General features: G+C 71.6%; 21 protein-coding genes and 1 tRNA gene. 19 read left to right on the forward strand and 3 right to left on the reverse strand.

What is annotated here, in order from left to right; all coding sequences use genetic code 11:
• Nucleotides 1-128: 128 nt before the first annotated feature.
• From tmk to MDN94_RS09355, 6 genes are all read left to right on the forward strand, one after another.
• Nucleotides 129-3,248, forward strand: coding sequence for a dTMP kinase (tmk, locus tag MDN94_RS09330; RefSeq protein WP_482725403.1), 3,120 nt, complete (start codon nt 129-131; stop codon nt 3,246-3,248).
• Between the two features lie 182 nt (nt 3,249-3,430).
• Entirely contained in the window at nt 3,431-4,636 is a 1,206-nt protein-coding gene (locus MDN94_RS09335) for a DNA polymerase III subunit delta' (RefSeq protein WP_482725404.1), read from the forward strand.
• A 106-nt stretch (nt 4,637-4,742) separates the two neighbouring features.
• Nucleotides 4,743-6,284, forward strand: a complete 1,542-nt coding sequence (locus MDN94_RS09340) for an alpha/beta hydrolase (RefSeq protein ID WP_482725405.1) — start codon at nt 4,743-4,745, stop codon at nt 6,282-6,284.
• Nucleotides 6,285-6,401: 117 nt separating this feature from the next.
• Nucleotides 6,402-6,475, forward strand: a tRNA-Thr gene (locus MDN94_RS09345).
• 346 nt (nt 6,476-6,821) lie between these two features.
• Nucleotides 6,822-7,295, forward strand: coding sequence for an META domain-containing protein (locus MDN94_RS09350; protein WP_482725406.1), 474 nt, complete (start codon nt 6,822-6,824; stop codon nt 7,293-7,295).
• Entirely contained in the window at nt 7,292-7,540 is a 249-nt protein-coding gene (locus tag MDN94_RS09355) for a hypothetical protein (RefSeq protein WP_482725407.1), read from the forward strand. The genes MDN94_RS09350 and MDN94_RS09355 overlap by 4 nt, the downstream gene beginning before the upstream one ends.
• A 69-nt stretch (nt 7,541-7,609) precedes the next feature.
• On the opposite strand, the gene MDN94_RS09360 is transcribed toward MDN94_RS09355, so the two are convergent.
• Nucleotides 7,610-8,182, reverse strand: a complete 573-nt coding sequence (locus MDN94_RS09360) for a GNAT family N-acetyltransferase (protein ID WP_482725408.1) — start codon at nt 8,180-8,182, stop codon at nt 7,610-7,612.
• 535 nt (nt 8,183-8,717) lie between these two features.
• Here MDN94_RS09360 and MDN94_RS09365 point away from each other — a divergent pair.
• The 10 genes from MDN94_RS09365 (at nt 8,718) to MDN94_RS09410 (ending at nt 18,811) form a co-directional block, all read left to right on the forward strand.
• Nucleotides 8,718-8,909 (forward strand): hypothetical protein, encoded by a 192-nt coding sequence (locus MDN94_RS09365; protein ID WP_482725409.1) that lies wholly within the window; start codon nt 8,718-8,720, stop codon nt 8,907-8,909.
• Nucleotides 8,906-9,070, forward strand: coding sequence for a hypothetical protein (locus MDN94_RS09370; protein WP_482725410.1), 165 nt, complete (start codon nt 8,906-8,908; stop codon nt 9,068-9,070). The genes MDN94_RS09365 and MDN94_RS09370 overlap by 4 nt, the downstream gene beginning before the upstream one ends.
• A 91-nt stretch (nt 9,071-9,161) precedes the next feature.
• Complete coding sequence (locus MDN94_RS09375) at nt 9,162-9,995, forward strand: HalD/BesD family halogenase (RefSeq protein ID WP_482725411.1); 834 nt, start codon at nt 9,162-9,164, stop codon at nt 9,993-9,995.
• Between the two features lie 14 nt (nt 9,996-10,009).
• A complete protein-coding gene (locus tag MDN94_RS09380; protein WP_482725412.1) occupies nt 10,010-11,332 on the forward strand; it encodes a hypothetical protein in 1,323 nt (440 codons plus the stop codon).
• Nucleotides 11,332-12,540 (forward strand): ATP-grasp domain-containing protein, encoded by a 1,209-nt coding sequence (locus tag MDN94_RS09385; protein ID WP_482725413.1) that lies wholly within the window; start codon nt 11,332-11,334, stop codon nt 12,538-12,540. Before MDN94_RS09380 ends, MDN94_RS09385 begins: the two co-directional genes overlap by 1 nt.
• Entirely contained in the window at nt 12,537-13,790 is a 1,254-nt protein-coding gene (locus tag MDN94_RS09390; protein WP_482725414.1) for an ATP-grasp domain-containing protein, read from the forward strand. Before MDN94_RS09385 ends, MDN94_RS09390 begins: the two co-directional genes overlap by 4 nt.
• A gap of 68 nt (nt 13,791-13,858) precedes the next feature.
• Entirely contained in the window at nt 13,859-15,088 is a 1,230-nt protein-coding gene (locus tag MDN94_RS09395; protein WP_482725415.1) for an MFS transporter, read from the forward strand.
• A complete protein-coding gene (locus MDN94_RS09400) occupies nt 15,085-16,629 on the forward strand; it encodes a peptide ABC transporter substrate-binding protein (protein ID WP_482725416.1) in 1,545 nt (514 codons plus the stop codon). The genes MDN94_RS09395 and MDN94_RS09400 overlap by 4 nt, the downstream gene beginning before the upstream one ends.
• A gap of 39 nt (nt 16,630-16,668) precedes the next feature.
• Nucleotides 16,669-18,009, forward strand: a complete 1,341-nt coding sequence (locus MDN94_RS09405; RefSeq protein WP_482725417.1) for a cation:proton antiporter — start codon at nt 16,669-16,671, stop codon at nt 18,007-18,009.
• Between the two features lie 13 nt (nt 18,010-18,022).
• Nucleotides 18,023-18,811: an AAC(3) family N-acetyltransferase gene (locus tag MDN94_RS09410; protein WP_482725418.1), complete on the forward strand. Its 789-nt coding sequence runs from the start codon at nt 18,023-18,025 to the stop codon at nt 18,809-18,811.
• 136 nt (nt 18,812-18,947) lie between these two features.
• Here MDN94_RS09410 and MDN94_RS09415 read toward each other — a convergent pair whose 3' ends face one another.
• Together MDN94_RS09415 and MDN94_RS09420 are read right to left on the reverse strand one after the other, a co-directional pair.
• The gene (locus tag MDN94_RS09415; RefSeq protein WP_482725419.1) at nt 18,948-20,489 is read right to left on the reverse strand and encodes an MFS transporter; all 1,542 of its coding nucleotides are present in this window, start codon (nt 20,487-20,489) and stop codon (nt 18,948-18,950) included.
• Entirely contained in the window at nt 20,486-20,893 is a 408-nt protein-coding gene (locus MDN94_RS09420) for a DUF3291 domain-containing protein (protein WP_482725420.1), read from the reverse strand. Before MDN94_RS09420 ends, MDN94_RS09415 begins: the two co-directional genes overlap by 4 nt.
• 405 nt (nt 20,894-21,298) lie before the next feature.
• Between MDN94_RS09420 and MDN94_RS09425 the strand changes: the two genes are divergently transcribed.
• Genes MDN94_RS09425 through MDN94_RS09435 form a run of 3 tightly spaced genes read left to right on the forward strand, consistent with a single transcriptional unit; the run spans nt 21,299 to nt 23,749 of the window.
• Nucleotides 21,299-22,582 carry an NAD(P)/FAD-dependent oxidoreductase gene (locus MDN94_RS09425; protein ID WP_482725421.1) on the forward strand — a complete coding sequence of 428 codons (1,284 nt, stop codon included), beginning with the start codon at nt 21,299-21,301 and terminating at the stop codon, nt 22,580-22,582.
• A 14-nt stretch (nt 22,583-22,596) separates the two neighbouring features.
• A complete protein-coding gene (locus MDN94_RS09430) occupies nt 22,597-22,863 on the forward strand; it encodes an acyl carrier protein (protein WP_005314310.1) in 267 nt (88 codons plus the stop codon).
• Entirely contained in the window at nt 22,847-23,749 is a 903-nt protein-coding gene (locus MDN94_RS09435; RefSeq protein ID WP_482725422.1) for a thioesterase domain-containing protein, read from the forward strand. The genes MDN94_RS09430 and MDN94_RS09435 overlap by 17 nt, the downstream gene beginning before the upstream one ends.
• Nucleotides 23,750-23,801 lie beyond the last annotated feature (52 nt).

The following is a 23,801-nucleotide window of genomic DNA, read 5'->3' on the forward strand; positions in this document are numbered from 1 at the left end:
GGAGACCGCCCCGCCGCATACTGTGACCGAGCGCTCCGCGACCGGCGAACTTCACACCCTTGCCACAAGAGCGCCCGTATGTTCGGACACCCCTCCGGGGAGCACCAGGCTCCGGATAGGCTGGCCGAATGACGCGAGCCGAGCAGCCAGCCGAGCAGCAGGCGGTCATGAGCACCGCTTCACAGACTGCCTCCGACGCATCGGGTTCCGATGCACTTGCCACGGACTCACGTGAAAGGGCCGTGCGCTCCCTGTTGCGCCACCCACCGCTGAGGCGGTTGTGGAACGCCCAGGTGGCCGGCGGTACCGGGGACGCACTCGCCGTGCTTGTGCTCCTCCTGCTGTCGCTCCAGGCAGCGGTGGAGTCCGGTTCGTTCGGAAGCGGATACCGCGGGGCCGCCTTCGCCGTCGCCGCCGTGTTCGGCGCGCGGGTCCTGTCGACGCTGCTCTTCGGAGCCGTACTCCTCGGCCCGATGACCTCGCTCACGGCGCCGAGCGGACCGTTCGACCGGCGCTGGACCATGATCGGGTCCGACGGGCTGCGCCTGGCGCTGCTCGTCGTCGCACCGCTGTGGATCGACTGGACACCGGACAACGCACTGGCGATCCTGCTCGTCACGGTCTTCCTGACCGGCGTCGCCGAGCGCTTCTGGACCGTCGCCCGCGAAGGCGCCGCACCCGCGCTGCTGCCCGCGCCGCCGCCGGAGGGCGCGGCCGTACGGCCCCTGCCCGACCACCTCGAGTCGCTGCGCACGCTGTGGCTGCGCACCGCCTTCGCCGTCGTACCCGCCGCGGCCGTGGCGCTCCTGCTCGCCACGCTGATCGGCAACCTGCTGGGCACGGGCGTCGAATGGTTCTCCCAGCACCAGGCGGCCCTGGGCTCCTACCTCGCGGCCGGACTGTTCGCCGCGTCCGTGTCGACCCTGTACTTCGTGGAGCTGCCCGGCTCGCAGACGCCCCGGCCGCGTTCGCCGCTGGAGGGTCTGCGGCGGCCTTCCAAGGGCGACGGGCCGGACAAGGGCCGCACAGGCGCCATACCGCTGTTCGTCCTGGCCTGCGCCGCCGTCACGGCGGCCATCGCCTCCGCCGCGGCGGTCGCCGTGCTGCACGCCGTGGACCTGGGCGGCGGCCCCGTGACCTTCTCGCTGCTGATCCTCGCGCTGGTCGGCGGCACCGGTGTCGGCATCCGCGGGGCGGGCGCCGTACTGCCTTCGCTGTCCCGCCGCAGGCTGCTCTCCCTCGCCCTCGCCGTGACCGGCGTCGCCCTGCTCGCGCTGGGCCTCGTTCCGGACACGGCGACCGGATTGTTCCTCGCCGCGGTCGCCGGCGTCTGCGCGGGCATCGCCGCGAACACCGGACACGCACTTGTCGACCAGGAGACCGAGGACTTCCGGCGGCCCCGGTTCGCCGCGCACCTCCAGGCCGTCGTCCGCTTCGTCATCGGGCTGGCCGCGGTCGCCGCCCCGCTGCTCGCCGCCGCGATCGGACCGCACAGGCTGGCCGGCGGCGACTTCGTCTTCGCACACGGCGGGGCCGCGTTCACGCTCATGCTCGTCGGAGCACTGCTGCTGCCGGTCGCCGCGCTCGTCCTCGCCAAGACGGACGACCGCTCAGGCGTGCCGCTTCGCCGCGACCTCCGCGACGCGCTGCGCGGCGGGGCCGACCCGGGGCAGGCCCCCGCGACGAGCGGATTCTTCATCGCCATCGAAGGGGGCGACGGAGCCGGCAAGTCGACCCAGGTCGAGGCCCTCGCCGAATGGATCCGTGCCAAGGGCCACGAGGTGGTCGTCACCCGCGAGCCCGGTGCCACCCCGGTCGGAAAGCGGCTGCGTTCCATCCTGCTGGACGTCTCGAGCGCCGGACTGTCCAACCGCGCGGAGGCACTGCTGTACGCGGCCGACCGCGCGGAGCACGTCGACTCGGTGATCCGCCCGGCGCTCGACCGGGGCGCGATCGTCATCTCCGACCGGTACATCGACTCGTCCGTGGCCTACCAGGGCGCCGGCCGTGACCTGTCCCCGACCGAGATCGCCCGGATCTCGCGCTGGGCGACGGACGGTCTCGTGCCCAACCTGACCGTGCTCCTCGACGTCTCGCCCGAGGCCGCCAGGGAACGCTTCACCGAGGCACCCGACCGGCTCGAGTCCGAGCCGGCGGAGTTCCACCAGCGGGTCCGCTCCGGCTTCCTGACCCTGGCCGCGGCCGACCCCGGCCGCTACCTGGTCGTCGACGCCGGACAGGAGCCCGGGTCGGTCACCACGGTCGTGAGGCACCGGCTCGACCAGCTGCTGCCGCTGTCGCAGGCGGAGATCAAGGCCCAGGAGGACGCCCGCAAGGCGGCCGAGGAGGCGGCCCGCCGCAAGGCCGAGGAAGAGGCCGCGCGGAAGGCCGAGGAGGAGCGCCTCGAACGGGAGCGGCAGGAACAGCTCGCCAAGCTCCGGGCCGAGGAGGAGGAGCGCAAGCGCCGCGAGCTGGAGGAGGCGCGGCAGCGCGAGGCGGAGCGCCAGGCCGAGGAGGCCAGGCAGCGCGCCGAGGAGGCACGGCGCCGGGCCGAGGAGGAGCGGCAGCGCCGCGAGGCCGAGGAGCGGGCACGCCAGGCGGAGCAGGAACGGCTGCGCAAGCAGGCGGAGGAAGAGGCCCGGCTGCGCAAGGAGGCGGAGGAACGCCGCCTCGAGAAGCAGCGCAAGGCCGAGGAGGCGTTGCTGAAGGCGGAGGAGGCACGCCGGGCGGCGGAGGCCGCCGCTGCCGCGGCCGCCGCCGCGTCGGCCGTGGAGACCACGGTGCCCACTCCGGTCGTGAAGCCGGACGAGGTCACGCAGGAGGTTCCGATGCCGGGCGGCTCGCACGACGCCACGAGCGTGCTGCCGAAGGTCCCGGACGAAGCCGAGACGGCCATGCTGCCCAAGGTCCCCGACAACGAGGACACCACCATGCTGCGGCCGGTGCGAGACGCGCGTGCGGCGGACGAGACGGCGGTACTGCCTCCGGTGCGCGACGCCGGCCCGGCCGACCGTGTGCCGCCGGGCATCTTCCGCGACGAGCACGAGGAGCGGGGGGTCGGCGGGGGCAACGAACGCACCACGGAACTCCCCCAGGTGGATCCCTCTGCGGAGCGCCCGCGCCGCCGGTCCGACTGGGCGGAGGAGACACCGCTGGACGACCTTCCGACGCTCGCGGACGAACTCCTCGGCCCGCACGAGGACGACGAGAACGACGGTGGACGCGGACGCCGGGGCCGCCGCGGCTGACGGCCGCACCTGTGCGCGCTGAAGAGGACCGGGCCCGGTGCCCGGTCCTCTTGCGGTTGCGGGACGTGCGGGACCAGCGGACTCGCGGTCTCGGGGGCAGGGCGGCGGGAAGCCGGTGGACGGCACTGTCGGCGCCCTCCGCCACAATGGGAGACCGCAGCAGGAAAGGGCGGTGACGGCACATGGCCGTATGGGACGACTTGGTCGGCCAGGAGCGCGTCCAGGAGCAGCTCTCCGCCGCCGCGCGCGACGCCGACGCACACGTCACCGCCCACGCCGCGGGGGAGCCGGTGCCGCCCGCGTCGAAGATGACGCACGCCTGGCTGTTCACCGGACCCCCTGGTTCCGGGCGCGTCACCGCGGCGCGCGCCTTCGCGGCGGCCCTGCAGTGCACCAGCCCGGACCGGGCTCTGGGCGGCACGCCGGGGTGCGGCTTCTGCGACGGCTGCCACACAGCCTTGATCGGCACGCATGCGGATGTGAGCTGGATCGCCGCCACGGGCACGCAGATCCTCGTCAGCGACATGCGGGACACGGTCCGCAAGTCGTTCACCGCGCCGGCGAACGGCCGCTGGCAGGTGATCCTCGTCGAGGACGCCGAGCGGCTGAACGAGAAGTCGGCCAACGCCGTACTGAAGGCCGTCGAGGAGCCGGCCCCCCGCACCGTGTGGCTGATGTGCGCGCCTTCCGTAGAGGACGTGCTGCCCACCATCCGCTCCCGATGCCGTCACCTGACCCTCCGTACCCCGCCGGTGGCCGCTGTCGCCGACGTGCTGATCAGAAGGGACGGCGTCGAACCGGATCTCGCGGCGACGGCGGCCCGCGCCACGCAGGGGCACATCGGCCGCGCCCGTCGCCTGGCCACGGACGAACGGGCCCGGGCCCGCCGGATGGCCGTTCTCAAGCTGCCGCTGCGCGTGGAGGACATCGGCGGTTGCCTGCGGGCCGCCCAGGAACTGGTCGACGCGGCCGCCGACGACGCCAAGCAGGTCGCGGAGGAGACCGACGTCAAGGAGACCGAGGAGCTCAGGGCGGCGCTGGGCGCGTCGGAGGGCGGCCGGATGCCGCGCGGGACGGCCGGCCTGATGAAGGAGCTCGAGGACCTCCAGAAGCGCCGCAAGACCCGCACCCAGCGCGACAGCCTCGACCTGGCACTGACGGACCTCACCGGCTTCTACCGGGACGTGCTCGCGCTGCAGCTGGGTTCACGGGTCGCCCTCGCCAACGACGATGTGCGGGACTCCCTCGACCGCATCGCCCGCGGTTCCACACCGGAGGGCACCCTGCGCCGGATAGAGGCGATCGTCGCCTGCCGTGAGGCGCTGGACCGCAACGTCGCGCCGCTGCTGGCGGTCGAGGCGATGACTGTGACGCTGCGGGCGGGCTGACGGCGTCCGCCGACGGCATCGGCACAGAGAACATCGTCCGGTCGACCGGCTCACCGGTGCGAGCCGGGACGGGCAACGGATGCCTCCTGCTACTACGCTCCGTTGAATGGACACCAGGCGCCTGCTCCGCACGTTCGCCCTCCCGCTGGCCACGGTCGGCCTGCTCGCCTCCGCCTGCACCACCGGCGGCCCGACCGTGAGCGGGCCGAAGGCCCCGGGGGCGGCCGGCGGGTCGGCGCCCTCCGCCTCCCTCGCGCCCTACTACGGGCAGAAGCTCGACTGGCGCGAATGCGGCGTGCCGAAGTTCGAGTGCGCCACGATGAAGGCGCCGCTGGACTACGCGAAGCCCGAGGGCGAGGCGATCAAGCTCGCCGTCTCCCGCATCAAGGCCACCGGGCCCGGCGAGCGGCTCGGCTCGCTGCTGGTGAACCCGGGCGGCCCCGGCGGCTCTGCCGTCGGCTACCTCCAGGCGTACGCGGGCATCGGCTACCCGGCCCCGGTCCGCGCCCGCTACGACATGGTGGCCGTCGACCCGCGCGGCGTGGCCCGCAGCGAGCCCGTCGAATGTCTCACGGGCCCCGAGATGGACACGTACACCCAGGTCGACCAGACGCCCGACGACGCCGCCGAGGCGGACAAGCTGGAGCAGGCGTACAAGAAATTCGCCGCGGGCTGCGAGAAGCGCTCCGGGAAGGTCCTGCCCCATGTCTCCACCACGGAGGCGGCCCGCGACATGGACGTCCTGCGTGCGGTGCTGGGCGACGAGAAGCTGAACTACGTCGGAGCGTCGTACGGCACCTTCCTCGGCGCGACCTACGCCGAGCTGTTCCCCGACCGGACCGGCCGGCTGGTCCTCGACGGGGCGATGGACCCGGCCCTGCCCGCCCGCCAGCTGAACCGCGACCAGACGGCCGGCTTCGAGACGGCGTTCAAATCGTTCGCCGCCGACTGCGTCGAGCAGGCGGAATGCCCCCTCGGTAATAAGTCCGTCGCCGACGCGACCGCCCGCCTCAAGGACTTCTTCGCGAAGCTCGACGCCTCTCCCGTGCCCACCGGGGAGGACCGCGAGCTCAGCGAGTCCCTGGCCACCACCGGCGTGATCGCCGCCATGTACGACGACGGCGCGTGGCCCCAGCTGCGTTCCGCGCTCGCCGCCGCGCAGAACGGCGACGGCGCCCCGCTGCTGGCGATGGCCGACAGTTACTACGAGCGCGAGGCGGACGGGTCCTACGCGAACCTGATGTTCGCCAACGCGGCCGTGAACTGCCTCGACCTGCCGGCCGCCTTCAAGACCCCGGACGCGGTCCGTGCCGCCGTCCCCGAGTTCGAAAAGGCCTCCCCGGTCTTCGGCCGCGGCTTCGCCTGGGCCGCCCTGAACTGCGGCCACTGGCCCGTCCCCGCGACCGGCAAGGCGCACCCCATCGAGGCGGAGGGCGCGGCCCCGATCGTGGTCGTCGGCACCACCCGCGACCCGGCGACCCCGTACAAGTGGGCCCAGGGCCTCGCGGGCCAGCTGTCGTCCGGCCGGCTCCTGACGTACGACGGCGACGGCCACACCGCGTACGGCCGGGGCAGCGACTGCATCGACACGGCGATCAACACCTACCTCCTGGAGGGCAAGGCCCCGCAGGACGGCGAGCGCTGCTGAGGCCCTCGTCAGGGGCGCGCGGGAGGTGGTTCGGGGCACCCCGAAGAACCCTGTAGACTTGGCGCCGCTGCTGATGAGAGCGTGTCCTCGGCGAGGACGTGTATCTCCCGGCAGCTTGCCGCCTTAGCTCAGTTGGCCAGAGCAACGCACTCGTAATGCGTAGGTCTCGGGTTCGAATCCCGAAGGCGGCTCATCCTGAAACCCCAGGTCGGAATTACTCCGACCTGGGGTTTCCTTGTTCAGCGGATGCGGCCATGGCGGCGGGAGCGGGCCTCGCGCGTGTCGGGCGGTCTCAGTTCTGGTCTCAGTAGGGCCCGGATCGGGGGCCGGGGAGCCGCTACGAAGAGCTCGCGGCCGGGGCGCGTCCCTGGTCGCGCAGGCGCTCCAATCCCTGACCTTGCGCTTGGACTCGGTAGACGCCTGCTGCTCCGCCCAGCGCTGTGACCGGGAAGGTCTGCCTGGTCGGGTGATCAGGACGTCAGCTCCTCCAGCACCGGGCCGGGGAACTGCTGTCGCCGTGCGAGCGTCGTACGGAGCATGCCCAGACCCTGGATGCCCCGCGTCGTCGCGGTGTGCGTGACGCTCCTGACAGCATGCGCCGCCGAACCGGAGGGGCATGCTCGCCCGAGGCCGACGGGGGACGGGTCGACGATCTACGACACGCACTGGTCAGTGGACTCCGTGACCGTCTACGACAGCCAGGACGACCTCGGCTGGAAAGACCGGGCGTACGTGGTGTTCAGCAGGGACGGCTCGGCGTACGGCAACGCCGGCTGCAACGACTTCACCGCGCGAGCGGAAATCACGGAGGAGTACTTCTTGGTTTCCGACGTCCGGATCCTCACGGACCGCAAGTGCGTCCAGGAGGCCCGGACGATGGAGGACGCCGTCCTGTACCGCTTCGAGAAGAAGATGCTCTACGCCATCCACAAGGGCGTCTACATGAAGGCTGACGAAGACACCACCAACATGCATCTGCAGCACGGCATCCACTTCAAGCCCCGCCTGTGACGTTCAGGCCTGGGGCGGCCAAGCGGCTACTCCGGCGAGGACGTCGGGGTGACGGGCGTTCTGGGTCACCGTTCACCCGCGACGCCCCGGGGCTCGGCGGTGAGAGCGCCCGCCGGGACGCCATCGACGCGCTGGTCGCCGCCGACGGCTACGTCACCGAGGCGCACGTGACCGCCGTCATCGGCAAGGGCGGCCGGGACCCTGCCGCGGGCGCGGCCGCGGCGAGGAAGTTCCTTGCCGTGTGACCGGGCCCCGCACTGCGCCCGCCGCGCGTGGGCAGGGGCACGGTCGGTCCCGTGGCGGGTGCGGCATGTTCAGCGCAGGTCGAGGCGCATCAGGATCCGGGGGTGGCCGGCCAGCACGGAGGTGGTGTCGGCGGCCTTGGTGAAGCCGGCGCGCTCGAAGTTCGCGCGGATCCCGGCGTAGGCCATCGTCAGGTCGACCTTGGCCCCGCCGTTGTCGAGGGGGTACGCCTCGATCGCAGGGGCGCCGTGGGCGCGGGCGAACTCGACGGCGCCGGCGATGAGGGCGTGCGAGATCCCCTGCTTGCGGTGACCCGGGCGCACCCGGATGCACCACAGCGACCAGACCGGCAGGTCGTCGACGTGCGGGATCTTGCGGTTGCGCGCGAAGGACGTGTCCGAGCGCGGCGCCACGGCGGCCCAGCCGACCGGTTCGTCGCCGTCGTAGGCGAGCACACCCGGAGGGGGACCGGTACGGCACAGCTCGGCGACGTACTCACCGCGGGCAGGCCCCCGAAGCTCGTTGTTGAGCTTGGACGGGATCCGGTAGCTCAGGCACCAGCAGACGTTTGCGCCGGGCGACTTCGGGCCGAGCAGGGTCCGGACGTCCTCGAAGACCGAAGCCGGGCGAACTTCGATGGTCATGGCACCACGATGGCACGGCGCTCACGGCGACGCCGCGCGATTCCCGGCGGAGGATCCGCGCCCCCTGGGCGGTCCGGGCCGATCCCGCGGCGGTCCCGGCCGAAACCGCCGCACCGGCTCACCGGCCGGGTCCCGGCCGAAACCGCCGCACCGGCTCACCGGCCGGGTCCCGGCGGCGCGGGCGCCCGGGGCGGGCCGGGCCCGGGTGGGAAGAAATCCGCTGCGACCGATTTCACGTACGTTTCACCGGAACCGGGTGCTGTCCTGTTGATGCCTGGCCGATTGTGGCCCCCGGATCCCCCTTCTGCCGATGCTCGCCGGCCCGCATGATTTACCCGTCGCGCCAGAGCGAGGGGGGTGAGCGGAAAAGGAAAGAACGGGCGCCGGGCGGTAGTTGTGGAACCATTGGCGTGGGATGCCGGCGCCGTGCGTCCGGTGGGTCCGGAAATGATTCCGGAAAGTCCCGAATTCGAGGGCTTGACCCACAGGTGGCGAGACCCGTCGAGTGACGAAAACCGATGGCACGGGAGGTGCCATGAGCGGTCCTTCGTTCTATGGAATCCAGGAGCGTCAGGACGGCACGGTCCTCGTGACGTGGGGATGCCGTCCCGTTCTGTCCGTGCGCAGGCCTGCCGAGGTCAGCCGGCTCAGCAGCGAGCTCAGCCAGGGTGACGTCCAGGAAGTGCTGGCCCGATGGGCCGGCCGAGCCCCGAAGGAAATGGTGTGAGCGACGAGCGCATTACCCCTCCTGATCCGGGCCCGGCAGGGTCGTCCGCACTCGAGCAGTACGAGATCGACCTGCCGAGGATTTACGCGCACGATCCCGACCACGCGTATTCGGGCCATGGCGCCCGGGGCGCCGAAGATCCAGCGATGCGAGGGCTTTGAGCAGCATTCGCTGCGAACGCCCGCGTACCGGTTTCTCATTTCAGCAATTCTTCCCTGCACCGACATCACATCTGGCACAAGGAGAATGCTCATGACGATCGAAGCCGTATCCCCCGCCATGACCATGCGCGACGCCGCTGCCGCGCTGCTCGCCCATGGGAACGTCCCCGGTCCGCACGTCGACATGGACGAGGTCGCCCGTATCGACCGGATGATCGCCCGGCACCGGCTCACCCTCGACGAGAAGCTGACGGCCGCCAAGCGGCAGTACTCCGCCGAGCACTACGCCCGCACCACGGCGCTGCTGCCTGCCGAGCTGATCTCCGAGCTGCGGGCCGAGGCGCGCCGGCTCGCGGACCTCAACACCCGGCGGATCGACATCACCGTCCCCGTGACCGGTGACACTCCCCGCAGGCTGGGCAGTCTGCCCAACTCGCTGTTCCAGGAGCAGAGCAAGCTGTTCACCGCCCTGTACAACTCCGTGGAGTTCCGCTCCGTGCTCTCCACGGTGGTCGGGACGCCGGTCCTCGACGCTTCCTTCGAGGACGAGAAGATCACCGGCACGCACCAGAACCGCGTGGGGGACACGCACGGCTGGCACTGGGGCGACCACGAGTTCGCCTTCATCTTCATCGCCGAGGCGCCCTCCATCGAGCACGGCGGCATGCTGCAGGCCGTGCCGCACACCGTCTGGGACAAGAAGAACCCGGCCGTGCACGAGAACCTGGCGGGCGGCACCATCCGCACCTACCACCACGGGGCCGGCGAGTCGTACGTCTTCAAGACGGACACCACCCTGCACCGCACCGTTCCGATCCAGACGGAGGGCGTGGAGCGGATCATCGTCAACCTGACCCTCGCCAGCCTCAAGGACTGGCTGGAGGAGAAGTCCTACGAGACGACCAACGCCGTCTACACGGACTGAGGAGGGGGTCGGGCATGACAACGATCCTCTTCGCCAAGGAGAGCGACTGCGAGGAGAACCCGGGCGGGCACGACCTGCGCGCCACCCTGGTTCCCCAGGACGTACGCCGTTACGTCGACCGCGGGTTCGACGTCGTCGTCCAGCAGGGCCTGGGTGAGGGCATCGGCTACCTGGACCGCCAGTACGAGCTGGAGGGGGCACGGGTCGAGCCCTACCCCTCCTGCTACGGCGGCAAGGACCTCGTGGTCAAGCTCAAGGGGCCGTCGGCTGCCGAGGTGGCGCAGCTTTCCTACGGGACCACGCTGTTCTCCATGGGGCACCTGTACTGCTTCCCCGAGCGGGAGCGGCTGCTGCGGGACAAAGGAGTCCGGCTCGTCGGCATGGAGACGGTGACCGACCCGCAGGAGCCGTCGGACGGGTACCTGGCCGGCATCGCCGCGGGGTCCGGCGTGGACACGCGCGCCCTGGGGCCGGAACCGGAGGTCATGCTCGACCCGTCGGCGCCGCAGGAGTACGTCAACGGCCTGCTGAGGGCGCTGATGCGCTACGGGCGCAAACCGCTCCGGGTCCGCTGCACGGACACGGCAGGCGCGGAGCAGTCCCGGGCGGCGCTCTCCGGTTCTGCCGTGCTGACCGTCGGCGACGGGGTCACCGACCTCGTGCCGGCGGTGGGCCGCCCGTACCGACTTGGCGAAGGGGATCTTCCCGCCGGCCGCGACGGTCTGCTGGCCGAGGAGCGGGGCAAGCCCGTGCGCGCCATCGGCCAGATCAGGGAGGTCGGCATCGGGGGCACCAAGTACGGCCTGGACCTGTACCGTTCCCGGAACTCCGGGCGGACCCCCGAGGTCCTCGTCCTGGGATACGGCAACTGCTCCATGGGCGCCTTCGAGCATCTGCGCGACCGGCGCGTCGAGTTCACCGTGCTCGGCAGGCCCCAGACGACGCCCGACGAGCTGCCCGGTCGGCTCGCCTCGGCGCAGCTGATCGTCAACGGCGCGGAGACGCCCGGCGAGAGCCAATACATCATCACCCGGCGGAACGCCGAGCGGGACGTCCCCGTCGGAGCCGTCGTCATCGACCTCATCGGCGGCTCTCCGGCACTGCGTTCGCCGGTGGAGTCCTTCGTGTGGACGACCTTCCTGCCGGACATCCACTTCGAGGAGCAGGGCCGCTTCTTCGCGGGCCTGTGGGGCTGGGACATGTACTACTCGATGCACGACACGGCCCTGGAGTACAGCCGGCGCATCGCCAAGGTCCTCACCAGCGGTGACCGGTACGCCAAGTCGCTCGACGACTTCGTCTCCGACTACGCCTACGCGCTGCAGTTGGGGGGCTGATGACGACCGGGATCGCGCTCTGCCGGCACCCGCTCACACAGTTCGGGTACGAGCGGCTCGCCGGCCGGGTGGACATGAGGCTGTTGTGCCACCCGGAGAAGAGCCTCGCCTCCGTCACCACGGGAGGCGTCGCCCCGGAGCGGGTGACCGTGTACGAGGACTACGACGTCAACAGCCTGGTGGAGTACGACGCGGCACGCATCGTCGAGGAGCAGGGCGGCTGCGCCGGAGTGATCGCCCTGTCCGAAGTGGACATCATGCGTGCCGCGTTGCTCCGGGAGCGCTACGGCATCGCCGGCCTGCGGCCGGCGGCCGCCCGGCTGTTCCGCGACAAGGCCGCGATGAAGGACCGCCTGGCGGACGCCGGGGTGAGCGTGCCCCGGTACCGCACGGTGGAGACGGGTCTCGACCTGCTGTCCGCCGCGCGGGACTTCGGCTTCCCCTTCGTGGTCAAACCGCGTCTCGGCGGAGGCTCGGTGGGCACGCGCGTGGTGCGGGACGAGGCCGCGCTGCGCGCGTTGCTGGCCACCGGGCTGCAGCCCGCCTTCTACACCCCGGCGCACATGGAGGCGGAGGAGTTCGTCGACGGGGAGCTGTGCCATGTGGACGGCCTGGTCCTGGACGGCAGGGTCTTTCTCCAGACGGTCAGCCGCTACCGCAGCGACATCCTGGAGTTCGGCGCGCCGCTGTCCACGGCGATGATCGATCCCGACTCCCCGCGTGCGGTGGAGCTCCGCGGCTTCACCCGGCGGGTGCTCGACGTGCTCGGCCTGCTGGTCGGCGGCGCGCACTCCTACTTCCACTGCGAGGTGTTCGTGACCTCGCGGGGACCGGTGCTCTGCGAGGTCGCCGCCCGGCCGGGCGGCCTCGGCATCGTCGACCAGGTGGACGCCTACTTCGGCGTCAGCACGTTCGATCTGCTCCTGGACGCGACGTTCGGCAGGGCGCCGAAGGGCCCGGCCCCCCAGGGCAGCGGCGTGACGGGCTGGGTCGGCATCCCCAAGTCCTTCGATCCGGCGCTGGTCCGTTCCTGTGTCCCCGAACCGCACCGGGCGCTCGAGCGGGTGCACCGCCGGTCCGCCGGCACCCGTCAGATCTCCTCGGTCGACCTCGACGGCTTCCTCGTCGTCCGCGGCGGTACCGCGGACGAGCTGGAGCTGCTCCTGAGCCAGGCCGTGTCCCGAATCGCCATGGAGGTGGCCCAGTGAGCCGCGACACCGTTCTCGTCCTGACGGGCTTCGATCTTCAGGCCCTGCCCGTGGTGCGCTGGCTCGCGGACCGGTTCCGCGTGGTCCTGATCGCCTCGCGCAACGCCACGAACCAGAAGCACTACAAGGCCTTCGTCGAGAGCGCCGCTCTCGCGGAGGAGTGGATCTGGGTCGACGACCTGTTCGGCGACTGGACCACGGTGCGCCAGGCGGAGAAATGGCACGCTCGTTACGGCGTGCGGCACATCGTGTGTCTGGACGAGCGCGGCCTGATCGTCGCGGCCCGGCTGCGCGGGCTGCTCGGTGTGACGAGCGGTCAGGACCTCTGCTCCGCTGAGGCGTTCCGGCTGAAGCATCGGATGTACGAACTGCTCCAAGGTGCCGTGGACGTGCCGTCCTTCGCCGTCGCGGCCGACGGCTTCGAGGTTCGGGAAGCCGCGCGCTCGCTGGGCACACCGGTGGTGGTGAAGCCCGTCGACGGGGCGGGCTCGAAGGACACCGTGGTGCTCCGGGACGACACGGCGCTGGACGACTGGCTCGATACACACCCTGTGACGCTGGGCGCCCCGGTGCTGGTCCAGGAGTTCGCGGCCGGCGACATGTACCACGTGGACGGTCTGACGATCGGGAACGAGGCGTACGGCATCACCGTCTCCCGGTACGGCGGCAGCACCCTCGGCTATCAGGAGGCACGCCCGCTGACCTCGGCGATGGTGCCCCTGTCCGCCCCGTCCCACGCACGGCTCACCGAGGCTGTCCGCACTGTGCTGGCCACGCTCCCGGACACCGGGGGCAGCCCGTTCCACGCGGAGTTCTTCCTCGAGGAGAGCGGGCGGGTCCGGTTCTGCGAGATCGCCGCTCGCGGCGGCGGCGCCGGTGTCGGCCCCTGCTGGAAGCTCGCCTACGGGGCCGACATGTTCCGTGCCCACGCTTTGATGCAGTGCGGTCTCGCCGACGAGGTCCTGCCGAGACTCCCGGCGCGGCCCGCGGGCCGGTACGGCTGGTACCTGGAGTCCTCGCCCGAGGGCCGGCTCCTCGGGCTCCCGGACCGGTGCGACCTGCCCGGCGTCCTGGAGTACGACGTCACGGGCCGGATGGGGCAGCCGCACGGCGGCGCCACGTCGAGCATCGACGCGATCCAGCAGTTCGTCGTCGGTTTCCAGGGCGACGAGGACGAGCGCAAGACCTTCGACGAGCTGTCCCGCTGGTGCGCCCAGCACCGGCTGCTCGTCCCCGTCACCGCCGCCTGACGTTCCACGCCCGGCTCTGCCCGCGATGTCCGCCACGACCGCCCGTACCGGCGCAGAAAGGCTCTGCCATGACCCAGGCCGCGGACACCCCGCGCGCACCGTCACCCCGCGGGGCGGTCGCCGCCTACTACAGCTCCGCCCTCGCGATCCGTACGGCGGACGCCGGTTCGGCCGCGGCCGTCGTCCTGCTCGCCCAGAAGTCCGACGGAGTGGCGGCGTCGGCGCTGCTGGCGGCGTGCATCACCGTGCCCCACATGTTCGGGCCGTTGTCCGCCCGGGTGATGTCGCTGGTGAGGTCGCCGCGCGTGGCACTCGCGGGTTCCTTCGCCCTCTTCGCCGTGCTGTTCGGTGTCGCGGGCCTGCTCATCCAGCGGGGCGATGTCGTCCTGGCGGCCTGTGCCCTGGCTGTCGCCGGCTTCCTGGGGCCCATCTTCACTGGCGGGCTGAGCAGTTGGCTCGGCAGCCTCGTACCGGAGACGCGGGCGGCGCAGCGGCGGGCCCAGTCGGGGGACTCGCTCACCTACGCGATCAGCAGCAGCGTGGGCAACTCCGTCGTCGGGGCCGTGGCCACCGCCGTGTCGGCGCAGGCCACGGTCGGGGTGCTCTGCGCCCTGGCCGCCGCGGCGGCCCTGCTGGTCCTCCGGCTCCCCCTGGAACCCGTGCCCGCCGCGGATCGCGCCGGCACCTCGATCTCCAACGTCCTCGGGACCATCGCGCGCACCAAGGACCTGCGCGACATCACGATCATCACCTACGGCAACGCGTTCGGGCTGGGGAGTCTGCTCGTCCTCGTGACCACGTTCGCCCGCAGCGAGGGCCTCCCGGGATCGGTGGGGCCCCTCCTGATCGCGGCGACGGGGGTGGGAGCGCTGCTGACCGCGCTGTACTTCGTCGTCCGCCCGCTCGCCTGGGACGTGATGCGCACCGCGCGCTTCTGCGCCGTCGTCAGCGGCGTGTTCATCGCCGCCGTGCCCTTCGTCGGGGTGTGGGGCGCGGCGGTGGCGTTCCTGGCCGTCGGCGCGTGCCAGTCCGTCCTCAACACCGTCTCGTTCGCGGTCCGCAGGGACGCGTCTCCCGAACACCTGCGGGCCTCCGTCTTCGTGACGATGGCGGGGGTGAAGATCGCGGTGTCCGCGCTGGGACTGGGCCTGGCCGGCCTGGTCCCGGTGGAAGGGGTGCACCTCGGGTTCGTGCTGGCCGGTCTCGCCAGCCTGGTGGCCGGCCTGGCGCCCCGCCTGCGGGCGGAGCGCCCCGCCGGTGAGGCCGAGCCGCACACGCAGAAGGCGACGACGCGATGAGCCCCCGCCTGATCAGGGTCAACGGGGGACGCCCCCAGCGGCCGCTGGTGCCGACGGACACCATCGAAGGGTACGGAAACCGCATCCTGGACCTGCTGTTCACCGGCCTGTACGTCTACACGGCGGACGGCGTCCCGGTGCCCGCGATGCTGGAGTCCCTCACCTGCCACGACGAGCGCACATGGACCGTCGCCCTGCGGCCGGGCTGGACCTTCTCCGACGGCAGCGCGGTGACCGCCCACGACTACGTCCGGACCTGGAACTACGGTGCCGACCCGGCCAACCGGCAGGCCCAGCGGTGCGTCTTCGCGCCCATCGACGGCTACGCCCCGGACGGTGCCGGCTCCTGCCCCAGGCTGCGCGGCCTCACCGTGCTGGACGATCTGACCTTCACCGTCCGGCTCCGCGAACCCGACCGGGACTTCCTGCTCTCCCTCGGCTTCACCCCGTTCGCCCCGCTGCCTCCGGTCTTCTTCGAGCGGGGGCCCGAGGCGTTCGGGCGCAGTCCGGTGGGCAACGGGCCGTACCGTCCGGCGCCGGGCGGCGGACCGGACGGAGGCCACTACGACCTCGTCCCCCGCGAGGGACATCCAGGCCCCCGCCGGGCACGCAACGCGGGCCTGTCGTTCGTCTACTACGACGATCTGGAACGCGCCTACGAGGACCTGCTCGCCGGCCGCCTCGACATCCTCGACAGCATCCCCGACAGCCGGATCGCCGATTACCGGGCGGAGTTCGGCGACCGTGCCGTCGACCGCCCCGTCGCCCTGAACAAGGCGCTGGCCGTCCCGTACTCGCTGCCGCGGTTCAGCGGTGCCGAAGGCGCTCTGCGCCGGGCGGCACTGTCCCGTGCCCTCGACCGGGACCGGGTCGTCCGGCGGGTCTTCCGGGGCACGAAACGCGCGGCCGCCGACTTCACCGCCCACACCCTCCCGGGCTTCCGGGCCGGCCTTCCCGGCTCGGAGGCGCTGGTCCATGATCCGGCCGCGGCGCGGGAACTCTGGGCGCGGGCCGACGCGGTGGCGCCTTGGGAGGACCCCTTCCGGATCACCTGCAACGCGGACGGTGGTCATGAGGACTGGCTGCGCGAGGTGTCGGAACAGTGGCGTACGACCCTCGGCATCGAGACCGAGCTGATCACGCTGCCGACCTTCAAGGACGTCCGGGACGCCGTGTCGTCCGGAAACCTGCGTACCGCGTTCCGCACCGGCTGGCGAGGCGACTACCCGTCGCTGCTGTCCTTCCTCCAGGCCCAGTTCGCCGGCGGATCAGCGGCCAACGAGACGGGTTACCGCAGCCGGGAGTTCGAGGACGCCCTGGCCGCGGCCCGGCGCGCGGCCCACGACGCGGAGGCACACCGGTGGGCGGCACGGGCGCAGGCCGTGCTCTTCGCGGACCTGCCGGTGATCCCGCTCTGGGACTGCGTCAACGCCGCCGGGCTCGGTGCCGGCGTCGACGCGCGCTTCAGATGGAACGGGCTTCCGGACTACACGGACGCCACCCTCGCACGGCCGGATCCTCCTGCCGCCTCGGAGCCTTAGGCCGGCGGCCGCCCGTCTCACCGTCCGGGAGAGAAGACCATGACCCACTCCACGCCTGCGATGGCCCAGACCATCGCGGCCCTGTCGATCATCCTGGTGCTCGGGGCGCTGCTGCGGCCCTTCATGCAGCGACTGCGCCAACCCGCGGTCACGGCCGAGATCCTGGTCGGCATCGCGCTGGGCCCCAGTCTGCTGGGGCTCCTCCCGGGTGATCTGCCGAGCCTTCTCTTTCCCGACGAGACGCGAGCGGCCCTCACGGCCATCGCTCAGGTCGGGATCCTGCTGTTCATGTTCCTGATCGGCTGGGACATCGATCTCGGCAGGTTACGGCGCAGCGGAGGGACCGTCGCGGCCCTGTCGGTGGCGAGCATCGCGGTCCCCTTCGCCACCGGAGGACTGCTCGCGCTCTGGCTCCACGGGTCCCATTCCTCCGCGGGCGGGCAGCCCGTGGACCGGACCACGTTCGTCCTCTTCGTCGGCACGGCCATGGCGATCACCGCCTTTCCCGTGCTGGCCCGGATCGTCGCCGACAACCGGCTCGGCGGGACGACGGTCGGATTCCTCGCCGTGGCCGCGGCGGCGGTCGGCGACATCCTCGCCTGGTGCATGCTCGTCGCCGTGTCCGTCATGGCGGTCTCCGGCGGCTACTCGCATCTGCTGTCCGTCGCGGGGTGGTCCGCCGTCGCCGTCCTTGTCCTGGCCCTGGTCGTCAGGCCGGTCCTGCGGCACGTGCTGGAACGGGCGGCGCGGACGGGAAGGCTGATCACGGTGGGGCTTCCCGTGGTCGCCGCCGGAGTGTTCGCCGCCGCCTGGACGGCGCAGTGGATCGGGCTCGAGACGATCTTCGGAGCCTTCGCGTTCGGACTGGCCGTGCCGCGCACCGTGCGCCCCGCGGTGAAGGAAGCGCTCGAGGTGCCGTTCCAGCACGTCAGCGGTCTGCTGCTGCCCGTCTTCTTCATCGCCACGGGGCTGACCGTCGACGTCGCGGGACTGGGCGGGACGGGGCTGACGGAGTTCCTGGCCATCCTGGCGGTGGCGTGCGCCGGCAAACTCGCCGGCACGATGGCGGTGGCGCGTGCCCGGGGACTGGGCTGGCGGGACAGCACGGTCCTCGGGTTCCTCATGAACACCCGTGGGCTGACCGAGCTGATCATCCTCAACGCCGGGCTCAGCATGGGCATACTCGACACCCGGATGTTCACGATGATGGTCTGCATGGCCGTCGTGACCACCGGGATGGCCGGGTTCGTGCTGCCCAGGCCGGGAACGCGCCGCACGGCGTCGGCCGCCCCGGCGGCCGAAGGCTCACCGGAGGTCCCGGCACCGGGCGCCGGTATGTCCGCGCGGCAGGACGCGGACCCGGTGGCCACTGCTCAGTGAAGGAGCCCGCGCGATGCGGAACCTCGATGAACGCCTGCTCGTGGACGAGTTCCGGGCACTCGGCATGCGGCGCGGCATGGTGGTCGTCGTCCATGCGTCGCTGTCCCGGCTCGGGCATGTCGAGGGCGGGGCGCCGACCGTGGTCGCGGCGCTGAGATCGGCGCTCGGCCCCGAAGGGACGCTCGCCGTACCGGCGTTCACGCCGTCCGTCGCCGACCCGTGCCCCGACGCCGCGGACCTCGACGCCGAGGCGGCAGCGGCCCGTGAACGGGTTCCGCTGTTCCGTCCCGGCATGCCGACGGAGATGGGGGCGATCCCGAACGCCGTGCTGGCACTTCCGGGGCGACAGCGCAGCGCGCACCCGCAGGTGTCCGTCGCCGCGATCGGACCGGACGCGGAGCGCATCACGGCAGTGCAGACGCTGGGCCACGCGGTGGGCGGGTCGTCCCCGTTCGCGGCGCTCCTGGCGCTCGATGCCCGGATCCTGCTGCTGGGAGTGGGGCACAACCGCAACTCCTTCCTCCACCACGCCGAGGGCCTGGTCCCCGGGCACCGCCGCAAGCGACGCCGTTTCCCGTACCTCGTGGACGGGGAGCGGGTGTGGGTGCAGACCGAGGACGTCGGGGACGACAACGGCCGCTTCTTCCCGGCCGTCGGCGCCGCGTACGAGGACCTGCACGAAGGGCGGCCCGGCGACGGGGTGCGGAGGCGGACGATCGGTGCGGCCGAGTGCCGGCTGCTGCCGAGCGTCCCGTTCGTCGAGTTCGCCCGCCGCCGTCTGCGGGAACTGCTCGCCGCCTGAGCCCTCAAGGCGTCCCGAACCGGCACGGCTCGAGGCAGCACCCCGAACCAGCAGCGCGCCCGGTGCGATGGGCACCGGGCGCGGCTGCTGGTGAACGGCCCCTTCCTGACGGCAGGCCGTCCTGCCTGAAGAAGCGTTACTTGTTTCCCTGAGTCGTACGGGTGAGGAAGGCGAGGGACAGCAGCAGGGCCACGAACGACACTCCTGCGACGACCCAAAGCCCTGTATGGATGCCCACGGTGAACGACGCGTTGACGGCCTCGGTCACCTCGGCCGTGGACCGGCCGTCGCCGTTGCCGCCGCTGCGCGCGACCTCGACGACCGCGGCGGCCGTCCCGGGCGGCACCTGGGCCGCCGCCAGCTCGTCCGGGAGAGTACCGACGAAGCGCACGGCCAGTACGGCGCCGAGCACGGACGTCGCCAGGACCGAGCCGACCTGCCGGAACGCGGTCACGGCGTTGGACGCCGAGCCCATCTGCGCCGGCTCGACGACGGCGAACGCGGCGGCCGTCGAGGGCGCCACCACCAGTCCGCTGCCGAGGCCCAGCAGCGTCAGGCCGAGAGCCGTGACCCCGTACGTGCTGTCGGGCTGCTGTGCGACGAGGACGACCGCGGCCACACCGGCCACCAGCGAACCGGCGGCCAGCAGCCGTCCCGGGCCGACCTTCGCGGCGATGCGCTGCGCCACCAGTGTGGCCAGGACGAACGAGACCATGGCGGGCAGCAGCTGCACACCGGTTTCCAGCGGCTCGGACCCTTGGACCCGCTGGAGGAACAGCACTTCGAGGAAGACGACGCCGACGAAGGTGAACAGCGCGCTCGCCGCCACCACCAGCGTCGCCGACACTCGCAGGGAGCCCATCATCCGCACGTCCAGCATGGGCATGGCCGCGCGCCGTTCCACCAGTACCAGCGCGGTCAGCGACGCCACGGCGACCACCAGGGCGGCCACCACCAACGGGTCGTCGTACCCCGTCCGGCCGCCGACCGCGATCCCGTACACGAGGGTGCCGAGGCCCACCACGGACAGGCACTGGCCCCGGAGGTCCAGCGGCCGGTTCGGCACGGAGGTCTCCTTCACCGCGTACAGCGTGACGGCCACGGTGACCACGGCGACCGGCGTGTTCACCAGGTAGACCGCGGGCCAGTCGAAGACGTTCAGCAGCGCCCCGCCCAGCAGCGGGCCGACGGCCAGCCCGATCCCGGACACCGACACCCAGATCGTGATGTAGCGCAACATGCGCGGCAGGTCGACGAAGAACGTCGTGGTGATGATGGCCAGCGACGTCGGCAGCACCAGGGCGCCGCCGACGCCGCTGATCGCGCGCCCGACGAGGACCTGCGGGTAGCCGCTCGCGCTCGCCACCACCAGGGAACCGGCCGCCAGGGCCACCACACCGATGACGAACACGCGACGCCTGCCGAAACGCTCACCGAGCGCACCGCCGGACAGCACGCAGGCCGCCACGACCAGGGTGTACATGCTGGACACCCAGCTCAGGTCGGCCGGGGCGACCTGCATGTCCACCTGCAGGGCGCGCAGGGTCGAGATCGCCGCCGTCACCTCGATGAACGACATGAACAGGCCGAGGCAGGCGGCCGCCAGCACGAGCCTGCCGTGCTCGATGACCGGCTTCGGTGGCGCGGCGGACGACAACGCGTCCGTCGGCGTGCTCATTTGGCGGCCTCCTTGCGGGTCAGCCGGGCGACGGCGTCGTCCCAGTCCGCGGGCAGGCTGTTCCGGCCGGCCGGGTAGAAGACGAACACCGAGTGGTCCATCACCTTGCGCAGCCCGGCGACGATCCGGGCGTGCGGGTCGGAACGGGAGAAGGTGTCCAGCGACTCCTGGCTGTCCCACGCCGAGAGCGTCCAGAAGGTCTTCTTCAGCGGCTCGGCGCGCAGCGAGGCGCCGACCACACCCGGCGCCGACCGCACCTGCTTCCACACCACCAGCGACAGCAGGAAGAAGCGGGGGACGCTGAGCAGGGACTTCACTTGGAGCTTGGACGCCATAACCACTGCCTCGCCCGAGTCTGCGGGCCTGTCGGCGGCGGCCCCGGGCATCCAGGGAATGGTGGGCATGGAGGCTTCTCCTCTTCGACATGGAACAGGCGGGGACGGCAGACGGAGCCCGTCTCATCCACATGAGTCCCCCGGAGAGTTCTTCCGGACAACCTGCGCGCGTGAACTTCCGGGAACGGGAAGGGTTGGCCTGATCGTGCCTGCGAGCCCCCGACCGTACGGATCCGGACACCGGTCACCGGCCCCATCGGCCATCCCGATGGGGAGAGGAGCATCCGTGATGCGGTGATTGACCCTCCTCCGACCACCGCCCTACGGTCCTTCCACGCCCGACCCGACACCGCCGTTCGCACGGGTCGGTGAGCGAATTCACGCCTTCAGAGGTGCCAGCCCTCTGCGTTCCAGCCGCTGTCGCGCAACGCGACCGGTTCTTCGCGTACCGCTCGAGCCGAAGGGCTTCCCGCCATGACCACCCGAGTCGCTGTCGTCGGTGCCGGCATCTCCGGACTCTCCGCCGCATACCACCTGCCCGACGACGTCGAAGTCACCGTGTACGAGAAGGAGGACCGGCCCGGCGGCCACGCGCTGACCGTCGAAGTCGACGAGGACGGCCGCACGCTGGGCATCGACACCGCCTTCGTCGTCTTCAACAGCCGCACGTATCCCCAGCTGACCGCCTTCTTCCAGGAGCTGGGCGTCACCGCCCTCGACCACACGGGCGGCTTCGACTTCTTCGACCTCGACCGGGGCCTCGACTACGGAACCGCCGAGTTCGAACTCACGGAGGAGGAGATAGCCCGGTCCTACCCGGCCGACTTCCTGACGCTGTGGCGGGACGCCGAGCGTTTCCACCGGGAGGCGCCCCGCGACTTCCTGCGAAAGCGCACCGACATGGCGCTGGGCGAGTACCTGGAGCGCGGCGGGTACTCCGACGCCTTCAAATACGGCTACGTGGTGCTCCTGGCCACGGCGGTCTGGTCGGTTCCGGCCGAGCTCATCTGGGAGATGCCCGCCACCACGGTCATCGCTTTCTTCATGTCGCACGACCCGGGCGGCCTCGGCGGGCGTTCCGTCGCCTGGAAGACCGTCGCCGGCGGCAGCATCGAGTACGTACGCCGTCTCGTGACCGCCGTCAACGGCAAGGTGCGCACCTCCAGTCCGGTCACCCGCGTCCGTGAGGAGGCGGACGCGGTCGTCATCGGGACCGCCGACGGCGAGGAACGCTACGACTACGCCGTGCTCGCCTCGCACGCTGACCAGACGCTGTCCGTGCTCGAAGCCCCGTCCGCCCTCCAGGCCGACATCCTGGGCAAGGTCCGGTACAGCTCCACCAGCGCCGTACTGCACACCGACCCCTCCAGCATGCCGCCGGACCGCTCCCGCTGGCAGAGCTGGAACTACGGGCTCAAGACGGTCGACGGCCGCACCCGTACCTGGGTGGCGTACTACATGAACTCCCTCCAGGGCTTCACCGCGCGCAACGACTACTTCGTCACGCTCGACTCCCCGATCGTCCCGCGCGACGAACTCGTCATCCGCGAGCTGCCCTTCACCCACCCCGTCATCGACCTGGACGTACGGGCCATGCAGCGCGGGATCTACGCCGTCAACGACGGCGGCCGGGTCAAGCTCGCCGGCTCGTACTTCCACTCCCCGAAGATCGGCCACGACCTGATCGGCTCCCACGAGGCCGGATACGTCTCCGGGCTCAAGGCCGCCGAGTCCATCGCCCGCGACATCAAGAAGTGAGAAGAGGTACTCCCATGCAGCGTGTCACCGCTGAAGAGGCACAGTCCTGGCTGGTCGAGAAGCTCGCGATCCGGCTCGAGGTCGAACCGTCCGAGATCGACGTCGACCGCTACTTCGACGAGTTCGACCTCGATTCCACCGAGGCCCTGATCCTCGCCGGCGAGCTCGAGAAGTGGCTCGGCTTCGAACTCGAGGCGACCGCGCTCTGGTACCACCCGACGATCGCCGCGCTGTCGGAGCACATCGCGGAGGAGAACGCCCGCCATGCCACCGCGGCCTGACCCGGGCGCGCCGCGTCCGGTCCTGCGCACGTTGCGCGCACCGGACGGCCCGGCGGCCCACCGGGTCTGCGCCGTGCATCCGGGCGCGCTCGCGTCCGGGGAGTGGGCGGCCGTCGCCGGTCGGCTCCCCGAGGACACCGCCTTCGACCTCCTGGACCTCGGCAATGTGCCCGAGTTCCTCGCCGCGGCCCTCGACGCCCGGGCACCGGTCGTCCCGGTCACCGAGCTGGCGGCACGCTGCCTGGACGAACTCGCCGCGGCGGGCGCTGTCGCGGAGCCGTTCACCCTGGTCGGCTGGTCGTTCGGCGGCGTCGTCGCCTTCGAGATGGCGGCCCGACTGGACGCAGCCGGGAACGGCGGGGTCGTGCGGGACCTCGTCCTGCTCGACAGCATCGCCCCCGTCCCCGCCTTCAAGCGCACCGACGAGCTCATGGAACCGGCGATGCTGCTCGACTGGTTCGCGATGTACCTCGCCGCCAAACGCGGCCGCCCCCTCACCCTCGGCCTCACCGCGGACGAGCGCCGGCTCCTCGCCGCACCCGAGGAGGGTCTGCCCCAGGTGCTCGAGTCGGCCGTCGCCCAGGGGGTTCTGCCGGCCGGCACCGAGCTCGCCGGACTGCGCAAGCTGTACGCCGCCTACCAGGGCGGCCTCTCCCGCAACAACCGGAGCACCGCCCCCTACGAACCGGCGCCCCTCGACCGGGCCCTGACCCTCGTCAAACCGGCCGGATCCCTGCTGCCCACCAGTGGCGACCTCGGCTGGAGCGGGCTCGGCGCGCGGCCCGTACGACAGGTGGACGTCCCCGGCGACCACTACACGATGCTTCGGGACCCCGAGGCCGTCGGCGTGCTCTCCGGCCTCCTGGCCGGCTCGGCCGTCGCTTGAACACACCGTGATCCGTGCCCTGCACACCCGGCGCACAAGACCGAGAGGACCG

The organism is Streptomyces sp. WAC00040 (genome assembly GCF_056835925.1).